General features: G+C 73.3%; 8 protein-coding genes. All 8 read right to left on the bottom strand.

Annotated features, from left to right (window positions below):
- Positions 1-298, bottom strand: a 298-nt coding sequence (locus BU198_RS11595; RefSeq protein ID WP_223244255.1) for a hypothetical protein, incomplete at its 3' end; no start/stop codon positions are given.
- Positions 299-568: 270 nt separating this feature from the next.
- Complete coding sequence (locus BU198_RS11590; RefSeq protein ID WP_188296765.1) at positions 569-727, bottom strand: hypothetical protein; 159 nt, start codon at positions 725-727, stop codon at positions 569-571.
- Positions 728-1057: 330 nt separating this feature from the next.
- Positions 1058-2647, bottom strand: coding sequence for a phosphoglycerate dehydrogenase (serA, locus tag BU198_RS11585; protein WP_188296767.1), 1590 nt, complete (start codon positions 2645-2647; stop codon positions 1058-1060).
- Between the two features lie 244 nt (positions 2648-2891).
- Positions 2892-3890 (bottom strand): ketol-acid reductoisomerase, encoded by a 999-nt coding sequence (ilvC, locus tag BU198_RS11580; RefSeq protein WP_188296764.1) that lies wholly within the window; start codon positions 3888-3890, stop codon positions 2892-2894.
- Between the two features lie 114 nt (positions 3891-4004).
- Positions 4005-4529, bottom strand: a complete 525-nt coding sequence (gene ilvN, locus BU198_RS11575; protein ID WP_188296763.1) for an acetolactate synthase small subunit — start codon at positions 4527-4529, stop codon at positions 4005-4007.
- Positions 4530-4618: 89 nt separating this feature from the next.
- Positions 4619-6472, bottom strand: a complete 1854-nt coding sequence (locus BU198_RS11570; RefSeq protein WP_188296762.1) for an acetolactate synthase large subunit — start codon at positions 6470-6472, stop codon at positions 4619-4621.
- Between the two features lie 332 nt (positions 6473-6804).
- Positions 6805-9756, bottom strand: coding sequence for a putative bifunctional diguanylate cyclase/phosphodiesterase (locus tag BU198_RS11565; protein WP_223244256.1), 2952 nt, complete (start codon positions 9754-9756; stop codon positions 6805-6807).
- A 518-nt stretch (positions 9757-10274) separates the two neighbouring features.
- Positions 10275-12293: LuxR C-terminal-related transcriptional regulator (locus BU198_RS43765; protein WP_317620070.1), on the bottom strand; the 2019-nt coding region annotated here is incomplete at its 5' end.

Below are 12293 nucleotides of genomic sequence, written 5' to 3'. Positions count from 1 at the left end.
GGGCGGCCTCCCGGTGGACGGCCTCCGGGGTGCGCTGGGCCCGCCGGGCCCCGTCGGCGGCGCGCCGCCAGGCCGGACCGGCCGCCTCGGTGGTGAGTTCGAGCAGGACGGAGGCCGTTCGGCCGGCCCCCGGAGGTCCGCCGGACGGTGGCCCCGCGGACGGTGGCTCCGCGGACGGTGGCCCCGCGGACGGTGAACCGCCCGCCGCCGGGGTGGCGGCGAGGACGGCGCTTCCGGCCAGCAGGGCCAGGGTGAGGCCGATCCGGGCGGCGGGTCGGCGGACGGGTGGCAGACGCACTGGGCCCTCTCCCCCGGCAGGGGGACTGATCCGCACTCCGTGTCGCTGACGCCCGCCCGTGCGGACGTCGATCACCCCTCCCGGAGGCCCCAAATTAGGATGATCGCGCCGACGGGGACGAGTAACTTCCCTCGGACGGAACGGGGTTGCACTCTACTGGGTGACGCCCGGCCACCCCGTACGGCCCATTCGACCGATGAACGCCACCGATGCACGCGATCGGTGACCGCCACCGGTGAACGACGTCGGCCGGGGCCGGGAGCCGGCCGCTCAGTGGCCGGTCACGCCGCCGTTGTCCCGGCGGTCCAGCGAGCGCTGGAGGGCGGCGGCCGCGAAGGGGTTCCGCTCGGCGGCCCGGCGGCGGCGCGGGGCGCGGACGGTGGTGGCGGCGGGGGTGGACGTGGCGTGGCGGTCGGCGGTCGGCGACATACCGGGCTCCTCGGAAGCGGCGCTGCGCGAGCAGCGCGAGGGGGAGGGAGGTGCCGCGCGCAGCACCCCGGGAAGGGCGCCGACGGGCGGCGGAGGGTACGCGCGGAGCAGGGATCGCCTGCTCGTGAGGGCGCACGCGCACACGGGCCGCGAGCCCTGGCTACAGGGGCGGCACACCGTATGGCCCTTCCACGGTACGACCCCGTCCCGGCCGTGTCTGCACGAATACTTGGATTTCCTACTATCTGAGACGGGCGTCACCCGGGGGAACGCAGCGGGGCCCGGACCACCGTGCGAACGGTGGTCCGGGCCCCGCAGGAGCGTGCGGACTCAGCCCAGGTCGACCGAGCGCGCGAAGCGGGCGCCGATCTCGGCGGCGATGGCCGAGAGCACCTCCTGCGGGATCTCGGTGTCCACGGTGATGGAGGCCAGCGCGTCGCCGCCGTCGCGGGCGACCTGCATGCCGGCGATGTTGATGCCCGCGTCGCCGAGGTGGCGGCCGAGCACGCCGACCACACCGGGGCGGTCCTCGTACTTGAAGAAGGCCATGTGGTCGGTGAGCGCGACGTCCACGTCGAAGGCGTCCACGCCGACGATCTTCTGGGTCTGCTTGGGGCCGGCCAGCGTGCCGGAGATGGCGATCTCCCCGCCGCCCGAGAGCGTGCCGCGGACGGTGATCACGTTGCGGTGCTCGGCGCTCTCGCTGGAGGTGGTCAGCCGGACCTCCACGCCGCGCTCCTGGGCGAACAGCGGGGCGTTGACGTAGGACACCGTCTCCGCCACGACGTCCTCGAACACGCCCTTCAGCGCGGACAGTTCGAGCACCTTCACGTCGTGCTGGGTGATCTCGCCGCGGACCTCGACGTCGAGGCGGACGGCCACCTCGCCGGCCAGCGCGGTGAAGATCCGGCCGAGCTTCTCGGCCAGCGGCAGGCCCGGGCGGACGTCCTCGGCGATCACGCCGCCCTGGACGTTCACCGCGTCCGGCACCAACTCGCCGGCCAGCGCCAGGCGCACCGACCTGGCGACCGCGATGCCGGCCTTCTCCTGCGCCTCGTCGGTGGAGGCGCCCAGGTGCGGGGTGGCGACCACGTTGTCGAAGGCGAACAGCGGGGAGTCGGTGCACGGCTCCTTGGCGTACACGTCCAGGCCCGCGCCGGCCACCCGGCCCTCGCGCAGGGCGCTGGCGAGCGCCTCCTCGTCCACGATGCCGCCGCGGGCGGCGTTCACGATGCGGACGGTCGGCTTGACCTTGTGCAGCGCCTCGTCGCCGATCAGGCCGATGGTCTCCGGGGTCTTCGGGAGGTGGACGGTGATGAAGTCCGAGACCTCCAGCAGTTCCTCCAGCGAGACCAGCTTGACGCCCATCTGCGCGGCGCGGGCGGCCTGGATGTAGGGGTCGTACGCGACGATCTTCATCCCGAACGCGGACATCCGCTGCGCGACCAGGACGCCGATCCGGCCGAGGCCGACCACGCCGAGGGTCTTCTCGCTCAGCTCGACGCCGGTGTACTTGTTGCGCTTCCACTCGCCCTGCTTGAGCGCGGCGTTGGCCGGCGCGATGTTGCGGGCGACGGAGACCAGCAGGCCGCAGGCCAGCTCGGCGGCGGTCACGATGTTGGAGGTCGGCGCGTTGACGACCATCACGCCGGCCTTGGTGGCGGCGGCGACGTCCACGTTGTCCAGGCCGACGCCGGCCCGGGCGACCACCTTGAGCTTGCGGGCGGCGGCCAGCGCCTCCGCGTCGACCTTGGTGGCGGAGCGGATCAGGATCGCGTCGACGTCGGCGATCGCGGTGAGCAGCTCGGTGCGGTCGGCGCCGTTGCAGTGGCGGATCTCGAAGTCGGGGCCGAGGGCGTCGACGGTGGCGGGCGAAAGCTCTTCGGCGATCAGTACGACGCCGGTCTTCGCAGTGGTCACAGTGCTCACGACAGTGGGTCCTTAACTGTCCGGTCCCCCCGGGCACGTAGGTGGCGTGGAGGGCGGGGGAAGGTGGCATGCCGCGTGAGTAGACGCACGACGCTGTGGGCCTGACGCGCACTCGGAGTGTATCGACGGGGTGGGTAGCGGGCTGCTCCCGTCCGGCGAAATCACCCGGACGGGAGCAGCCTACTTGTACAAGGACGTAACAAAACCGGGGCCGGGAAAACGGCCCGGAGGAGGGTCAGGCGTTCTCGTTGACCCAGCTCATCAGCGAGCGCAGCTTCTTGCCGGTGGTCTCCAGCAGGTGGTCCTCGTCGGCCTTCTTGTACTCGTTGTACTTGGGCAGACCCGCCTTGTACTCGGCGATCCAGGTGTTGGCGAAGGTGCCGTCCTGGATCTCGGTGAGGACCTTCTTCATCTCGGCCTTGGTGGCGTCGGTGATGATCCGCGGGCCGGTGACGTAGTCGCCCCACTCGGCGGTCTCGGAGACCGACCAGCGCATCTTCTCCAGGCCGCCCTCGTACATCAGGTCGACGATGAGCTTCAGCTCGTGCAGGCACTCGAAGTAGGCGATCTCCGGCTGGTAGCCGGCCTCGACCAGGGTCTCGAACCCGGCCTTCACCAGGGCGGCGGTGCCACCGCAGAGGACGGCCTGCTCACCGAACAGGTCGGTCTCGGTCTCCTCGGTGAAGGTGGTCTTGATGACGCCGGCCTTGGTGGCGCCCAGGCCCTTGGCGTACGACAGCGCCAGGTCGAAGGCCTTGCCCGAGGCGTCCTGCTCGACCGCGACGATCGCGGGGACGCCGCGGCCCTCCTCGTACTGGCGGCGGACCAGGTGGCCCGGGCCCTTCGGGGCGACCATGCAGACGTCGACGTCCGCCGGGGGCTTGATGAAGCCGAAGCGGATGTTCAGGCCGTGACCGAAGAACAGGGCGTCGCCGGCCTTCAGGTGCGGGGCGATGTCGGCCTCGTAGACGTCGGCCTGGATCGGGTCCGGGACCAGGATCATGATGACGTCGGCCTCGGCCGCGGCCTCGGCCGGGGTGACGACGCGCAGGCCGGCCTCCTCCGCCTTGGCACGGGAGGTGGACTCGGGCTTCAGACCGACCCGGACGTCGGCGCCGGAGTCGCGCAGCGACAGCGCGTGGGCGTGGCCCTGGCTGCCGTAGCCGATGACCGCGACCTTGCGGCCCTGGATGATGGACAGGTCGGCGTCGTCTTCGTAGAACAGCTCGGCCACGGGGGTACTTCTCCTTGCGTGATGGATGCCGGGTACGCGGTGTTCACCGTATGCGCACGCGACGTGGTGTGGGGTCTTTGCTTGTAAGGCGGTGGCGGGCGAGACGCGCGCTGTTTACGCGCTGCGGTCCAGGGCGCGCAGCGAGCGGTCCGTGATGGAACGCGCGCCGCGGCCGATGGCGACCAGGCCGGACTGGACCAACTCCTTGATGCCGTAAGGCTCCAGCATCCGGAGCATGGCCTCCAGCTTGTCCGAACTGCCGGTGGCCTCGATGGTCACCGCTTCCGGCGACACGTCGACGGTCTTGGCACGGAACAGCTGGACGATCTCGACGATCTGCGACCGGGTCTCGTTGTCGGCGCGGACCTTCACCAGGACCAGTTCCCGCTGGATCGCAGCGGACTGGTCGAGTTCGACGATCTTTATCACGTTCACGAGCTTGTTGAGCTGCTTGGTGACCTGTTCCAGCGGGAGGTCCTCGACGTTGACCACGATCGTCATCCGGGACACGTCCGGGTGCTCGGTCGAGCCGACGGCGAGGGAGTCGATGTTGAAGCCCCGACGGGAGAACAGCGCGGCGATGCGGGCGAGCGCGCCGGGCTTGTTCTCGACCAGGACGGAGAGGGTGTGCTTGGCCATGGGATTCCTCAGTCGCTCAGGAGGGGTCCGGCGTAGCCGGTCCCGAGAAGGGCGGTGGCGGGCGACGGGTGGGCGGGTGGCAGGGGGCGTCAGTCGAGGTCGTCGCCGAAGTCGGGGCGCACGCCCTTGGCGAACTGGATCTCGTCGTTGCTGGTGCCGGCCGCGACCATCGGCCAGACCATGGCGTCCTGGTGGACGATGAAGTCGATGACGACCGGGCGGTCGTTGATCTCCATCGCCTGCCGGATGACCGCGTCCAGGTCCTCGGGGCGCTCGCAGCGCAGGCCCACGCAGCCCATCGCCTCGGACAGCAGGACGAAGTCGGGGATCCTGGTGCCCTGGGCCGGCGGCTCGATGCCGTCGTGGCCGGGGCCGGAGTGCAGCACGGTGTTGGAGTAGCGCTGGTTGTAGAACAGCGTCTGCCACTGCCGGACCATGCCGAGCGAGCCGTTGTTGATGACCGCGACCTTGATCGGGATGTCGTTCAGGGCGCAGGTGGCCAGCTCCTGGTTGGTCATCTGGAAGCAGCCGTCGCCGTCGATCGCCCAGACCGCGCTCTCCGGGCGGCCGGCCTTGGCGCCCATCGCCGCGGGGACGGCGTAGCCCATCGTCCCGGCGCCGCCCGAGTTGAGCCAGGTGCCCGGCTTCTCGAAGCCGATGAACTGCGAGCTCCACATCTGGTGCTGGCCCACACCGGCGGCGTAGATCGCCTCGGGGCCGACCAGCCGGCCGATCCGCTCGATGACCTGCTGCGGCGAGAGCTGCCCGTCCGGGGCCGGCTCGTAGCCGAGCGGGTAGGTCTTCTTCCACTCGTCGAGCCGCTCCCACCACTCGGTGTAGTCGCCCTTGTGGCCGGCGTCGAACTCGGCCTGGACAGCGACGATCAGGTCGGCGAGGACCTCCCGGGCGTCGCCGACGATCGGCACGTCCGCCGGGCGGTTCTTGCCGATCTCGGCCGGGTCGATGTCGGCGTGGACGACCTTGGCGTTGGGGGCGAAGCTGTCCAGCTTGCCGGTGACCCGGTCGTCGAAGCGGGCGCCGAGGGTGAACAGCAGGTCGGACTTCTGGAGCGCGGTGACGGCCGGGACGGAGCCGTGCATGCCCGGCATGCCCAGGTGCTGCGGGTGGCTGTCCGGGAAGGCGCCGAGCGCCATAAGGGTGGTGACCACGGGGGCGCCGGTCAGCTCGGCGAGGATCCGCAGCTCGGCGGTGGCCTGCGCCTTGATCACCCCGCCGCCGACGTACAGCACCGGGCGCTTGGCGCCGACCAGCAGCTTCGCGGCCTCGCGGATCTGCTTGGCGTGCGGCTTGGTCACCGGGCGGTAGCCGGGCAGCGCGGTCTCGACCGGCCAGCGGAAGGTGGTGGTGGCCTGGAGCGCGTCCTTGGCGATGTCGACCAGGACCGGGCCCGGGCGGCCGGTGGAGGCGATGTGGAAGGCCTCGGCGATCACCCGGGGGATCTCGGCCGGGTCGGTGACCAGGTAGTTGTGCTTGGTGATCGGCATCGTGATGCCGCAGATGTCCGCCTCCTGGAAGGCGTCGGTGCCGATCGCCTTGGAGGAGACCTGGCCGGTGATCGCGACGACCGGCACCGAGTCCATGTACGCGTCGGCGATCGGGGTGACCAGGTTGGTCGCGCCCGGGCCCGAGGTCGCCATGCAGACCCCGACCCGGCCGGTGGCCTGGGCGTAGCCGGTGGCGGCGTGACCGGCGCCCTGCTCGTGCCGGACCAGGATGTGGCGCACCTTGACGGAGTCCATCAGCGGGTCGTACGCGGGAAGGATGGCGCCGCCCGGGATGCCGAACACGGTGTCCGCGCCCACGGCCTCCAGGGAGCGGATGAGCGACTGGGCGCCGGTCATGGTCTCGACGACGTGCTGGGGAGCGGGAGCGTTCGCGGCCGGGTTGTCCCCGCGGCGGGGGGATGCGGCGTGCTCGGTCATCTGCCTGTCTCTTCTCGGGTTTTGCCGACTCGGTGCTGCGGGCCCCGGTGCTGCGAGGGAGGGGTCCCGGTCCGGGTCGATCGCCGGCTCTGCCTCGATCGTCCCGCTCTGGTCCGGTACGTCGGACGTGCTCGGGCGGTCGGGGCCAGGGGTCTTGCGGAGGTGGAACAGCGTCAGTGCAACAAAAAACCCCTCGTGCCCAAGGGCATGCGAGGGGTGGCGCGTCGGTCTGTCACGAGCAGGGCGTTCGAGCCCACTCAGCCGACGCGCCCGCCAAGTACGAGAATTCGGGTGCGCATGGCAACGACCTTCCTCCCGTGCGGGGCGGCATGTCAAGCAGGTGGGATGACCGTCTCGCCATGCGGACCGCCGGACGGGCCGGTGGCGGCATGGCGTTCGGGCAGGTCAGGACCGCCGTGGTGATGTGCGACACGTCCCGGCGTGGCGTCCGCCCTGGCACCCGCCCGGCCACCCGCCCGGGTGTCGTCGGCGGCGGGCGGGTACGGGCGCCGGGCGGAGAGCGAGCCCGGCGGCGTGGGCAGCGGATAGCTCCGGCGGGCCAGCGCCCGGCGCAGCCGGGGCTCGTCCAGCGGCGGGGCGAAGGCCGAGCCCTGGGCCTGCCGGCAGCCCAGGTCCTGGAGCGCGGCGACCTGGCGGGGCAGGTCCACGCCCTCGGCGGCGGTGGCCATGCCGAGGTCGCGGCCGAGCCGCAGCGCGTGCCCGGCGAGGGTGCGGCTGAGCGGGGACTCGCCGAGGTCCTGGACGAGCGTGCGGTCCAGCTTGAGCCCGTCCAGCGGCAGCCGGGCGAGCGCGCCGAGCGAACCGCCGCCGGCGCCGTACCCGGCCAGCCAGGTGGAGACGCCGAGGCCGCGCAGGGCGGAGAGCCGGCGCCCGAGTTCGTCGGCGAGCGAGTCCGGGCCCATCCTGGCCACCTCGATCACCAGCTCGTCGGCGGGCAGTCCGCTGTCGCGCAGCGCCGCGGCCACCGTCTCGTACAGGCCGGGCGAGCAGAGCCGTTCGACGGAGAGCCGGACGGCCACCGGGACGGGCTCCGGCGCGCCGCGGCCCCGGCCCGGCAGGCCGCGCCGCTCGGCGGCCGCGGTGACCGCCTCCAGGACCAGCCAGCGGGAGAACCGGGTGGCCGCGTCGCCGTGCTCGGTCGAGCGCAGGAACTCGGCCGGGGTGAGCAGCAGGCCGCCCAGCGAGCGCCAGCGGGCCTGTGCCTCGACGCCGGTCACCGTGCCGCTGGAGAGGTCGACCACGGGCTGGTGGAGCAGCGTGAAGCCGCCCTCCCGGACGGCCAGCCGCAGGCGTTCCTCCAGCTCGGTGCGGCGCTCCAGGTCGGCCCGCATCGCGGGGGTGTAGAGCACCACCCGGCCCTTGCCCTCGGACTTGGCCCGGTACATCGCGAGGTCGGCGTTGCGCATCAGCTCGTCGGCGGCGGCTCTGGGGTCGGCGGCCGCGCCGCGCTCGGGGGTGCCGAAGGCGATGCCGATGCTGGCGGCGACGCCGAGTTCGGCGCCGCCGATCCAGTACGGGTCGGAGAGCGCGAGCCGCAGCCGCTCGGCCAGCTCCTGGACCTGGAGGCGGCCCAGCGGGCCGCAGACCAGGGCGGCGAACTCGTCGCCGCCGAACCGGGCGACGGTGTCCCCGCAGCGGACGGCGTTCTGGAGCCTGCGGGCGGCCTGCACCAGCAGCTCGTCGCCGACCTGGTGCCCCGCGGTGTCGTTGACCGCCTTGAAGCCGTCCAGGTCGATGAAGAGCACGGCGATCCCGGCGCCCGTGTCGCCCAGCTGGCCGCGGGCGCCGAGGGCGGCTCTCAGCCGCTGGGTGAACAGCGCCCGGTTGGGCAGGTCGGTGAGCGGGTCGTGGAAGGCGTTGTGCTGCAACTGGGCCTGGAGCATGACGCGTTCGGTGACGTCCCGGCTGTTGAGCAGCAGGCCGTCGCGGTGCCGGCTGATCGTGGACTCGACGTGCAGCCACTCCCCGGAGCCGGAGCTGATCCGGCACTCGACCCGGGTGGAGAGCTCGGCGTTGCCGGGGCTGCGGTGGGTGGTGAGCCGGACCCTGGCGACGTAGCGGCGGACCTCGGAGAGCACCCGGCCGACGTCCTCGGGGTGGACCAGGTCCAGCAGGTTGCCGCCGACCAGCTCCTCCGGGTCCCGCCCGTAGACGCCGAGCGCGGCCGGGGAGACGTACGAGAGCACGCCGTTGGCGCCGGCGATCATGATGACGTCGCTGGAGCCCTGCACCAGGGAGCGGAAGTGCGCCTCCTTGTGGGCGAGTTCCTGGGCCAGCGACAGGTTGTCGAGCAGCATCACGCCCTGCCGGAGGATCAGCGCCAGCCCGACGGTGCAGGCGGCGGCCGCCACCACCCGGTCCAACTCCCGCCCGCCGAGGGCGTTGTAGAGGATGCCGGCGGTACAGACCGCGGCGGCGGCGTACGGGGTGAGCGCGCTGAAGGTGGTGGCCACCCGGCGGCGCGGCAGGCCGCCGGCCGAGGGGTGCTCGCGCAGCGGGCGGCGCCGGCGCGGCGACCACGGCGCCCAGGCCAGCAGCAGACTGCCGGAGAACCAGCCGGCGTCCAGGAGTTCGCCCGAGTGGTAGCTGCTGCGCAGCTCCGGGGAGGTGAACAGGGCGTCGCAGGTGACGGTGACGGCGAGCGCCAGCATCGCGGTGTGCACCGCGGCCCGGTTGCCGTCCCGGCCGCCGAAGCGCAGTCCCACCACCAGGCTGACCAGCAGGATGTCCAGCACCGGGTAGGCCAGGTTGAGGGCCAGCCGCAGCGGGGAGCCGTCCTCGCCGGCCGCGATCCTGCCGAGCGCCAGGCTCCAGCTCAGGGTGAACAGCGAGCCCGCGATCAGCCAGCCGTCGAGCAGCAGGCAGAGCCAGCCGGCCGCCGTGCGCGGGTGCTTGGCGAGCACCAGGACGCCGGTGATGGCGAGCGGGGCGAACAGCAGGAAGGCGTACTCGGCGAGCGAGTCCTTGGGCAACGGGGTGCGTTCGACCAGCTCGTACCAGCCCCAGGTGCCGTTGCCGAAGGCCACCATGAACGAGGAGAGGCCGAACAGCAGCCAGGCAGGGCGGGCGTGCCCGCCGACCGTACAGCCGTACACCAGGCAGGACAGCGCGGCCGCCAGGGCCGCCGCGGCCAGGCCGAAGTCGCCCATGAAGACGGACAGTTGGTGCGATCCCCAGCCGGCCGCGGCGCCGCTGGCGTAGGCCAGGCAGAGCACGCCCAGGACGAGGCCGGGCAGCGTGCGGCTCTCCCGGAGCCGCCACAGCGGGCAGCGGCGGGCCGGCGCGGGCACGTCGGCGGCGGACGTGTCGGTGTGCGGTGCGTCCGGCCGTCCGGTTCCGGGCAGCACCGTTTCGGTGGAGCTCACTCGGCCTCTCCCCCTCCGGCCCGGGGCCTCGCGCCCCGGCCACGGGCCACCGGCCGCGCACCTCTCGGCCGTGCGCGGTGGCCTGGCGCCCCGTCAGGACGGCGGCCCAGGGGGTGGGCGGCCTTCCGACCGCCACACCGTACCGATGCTCCCAAAATGGACCCTACACCAATTCCGTCACTCAATGACACGCACACTCAACTTAGAGTAATGGCGAAAGGGTGGGGAAATGCCCCTGATTCCTACGGATAGGCCCGGTTGGCGGCGGCGCGCGGGCGGGGGCTCACGCGGCGCGCACGGGAGCATGAAGCGGCGCCCGAACACCGGTTCCAGGACGGACGAACGGCGGTGCCGGGCAGGCGAAACAGCGGGCCCGGACCGGTCGAAGCCGGTCCGGGCCCGTGGCGGGGCGTGTCTCAGCGGCCGGAGGGGGCCAGATCGTCCGGGAACAGCCGCAGCCGGTGCGCCAGCGCGGCCGCCTCGCCCCGGCCGCCGACGGCGAGCTTGCCGAGGATGTTGGAGACGTGCACGCTCGCGGTCTTCGGAGAGATGTACAGTTCCCCGGCGATCTGCCGGTTGGTCCAGCCGCGCGCGAGCAGCCGGAGCACGTCGCGCTCACGGGGAGTGAGGTTGAAGGAGTCCCCGGCGCTCTGGGCCGGTACCGCGGCGGCCGTCCGCCCGGCCGGGGCGAGGCTCAGCCCGGCCCGTTCGGCCAGCGACAGGGCCTTCAGCAGCAGCCCGTTCACCCGGTCCCGGCCGCCCTGGTCGCCGTGGCGGGCCAGGGCGATGGCGTGGTTGACCAGGGCGACGGCCTGGGCGCTGATGTCGCCGGCCCTGGCCGCGAGGTCGGGGGCGCGTTCCAGGTGGACCAGGGCCTGTTCGGGGCGGCCCTCCTCCAGCAGGACCCAGCCCAGCAGGGCGCGGGCGCGGGACTGGGCGCCCGGGTCGCGGTCGGCTTCGGCGGCCGCCAGGCCGTGTTCGAGCAGCGGCGCCCAGCCGTCCCTGACCTGCCAGACGATCAGCGGCCACTGGAGCAGCACCAGGCGCCAGGCGCGGTCGTGCAGTCCGGCGGCGACCGCCGCCTCGACCGCGCCGCGCAGGGTGTCGCGTTCGGCGGCGTACCAGCTGAGCGCGCTCGCCCGGTCCGGGAAGGGCCGGACGTCGGCGGGGCGGCGGATGCCGGGCGGCAGGGCGCAGCACGGTTCGCTGCCGGGTTCGGCGGTGCCGCAGGCGGTCAGCAGGGTGTTCAGCAGGTGGTCGAGCAGCCGGGGCAGCACCTCGCGGTCGGTGTCGCCGGGCAGGCTGCGGGCGTAGAGGCGGACCAGGTCGTGCAGGGTGTAGGCGTCCCGGCCGATCTCCACGATCAGGTGGGCGGTGGCCAGTTGGGCCAGGGCCTCGGCGGCCTCCTCGGGCCGGCAGCCGGCCAGGGCGGCGGCGGTGCGGCTGTCGAGGGTGGCGCCGGTGTGGGCGCCGAGGCGGCGGAACATCCGGCGGGCGGGCTCGGTCAGGTGCTGGACGGTCAGCGCGAGGGTGGCGGCGACGCTGGTGTCCTCGATGTCGAGGAGGTCCAGGCGGTCCTGCTCGTCGGCGAGTTCGTCGACGAGGGTGGCCAGCGCCCGGGCGGGGCCGGTGGCGAGGCGGGCGGCGGCCAGCCGCAGGGCGAGCGGCAGCCCGTCGCACAGGCGGGCCAGGCGGGTGGCGGCCTCGGGTTCGGCGGCTACCAGGTCGGCGCCGAGGGTGGCGGCGAGCAGGGTGACGGCCTGCGGGGCTGACAGTTCGGCGAGCGGGACGGGACGGGCGGCGTCGGAGGTGACCAGGCCGCCGAGCCGGTCGCGGCTGGTGACCAGGGTGACGCAGTCGTCGCCGTCCGGCAGCAGTGGGCGGACCTGCTCGGAGCAGCGGGCGTTGTCCAGGACGATCAGCATCCGGCGGGTGGCGGTCAGTTCGCGGTAGCGGGCGCCCATCGCCTCGGCGGTGGCGGGCATCTGCTCGGCGGGCAGGCCGAGGGCGAGCAGCAGTTCGCGCAGGACGGCGGCGGTGTCGCGTTCCGGCAGCGGGCTGTGGCCGCACAGGTCGACGAAGAGCCGTCCGTCGGGGAAGTCCTGCCGGCGGCGGTGGGCCCAGTACAGGGCGACGGTGGTCTTGCCGACGCCGGCGCCGCCGGTGAGCACGGTGACGGCGCCGGGGGCGGCGGTGGCCCGGTCGAGCGCGGTCAGTTCGTCCTCCCGGCCGGCGAAGCCGCGCGGGCGGCGGGGGAAGGGCCAGGGCAGGGCGACGGTGGTCTTGCCGACGCCGGCGCCGCCGGTGAGCACGGTGACGGCGCCGGGGGCGGCGGTGGCCCGGTCGAGCGCGGTCAGTTCGTCCTCCCGGCCGGCGAAGCCGCGCGGGCGGCGGGGGAAGGGCCAGGGGGCGTGCTGCCCGGGGGCGGCCGGCGC

Origin of the sequence: Streptomyces sp. CBMA156 (assembly GCF_014596515.1) — a bacterium.
Lineage (GTDB): Bacteria > Actinomycetota > Actinomycetes > Streptomycetales > Streptomycetaceae > Kitasatospora.
Note: the sequence above shows the minus strand (reverse complement) of the source record. Positions and strands in the feature narration are given on the sequence as shown.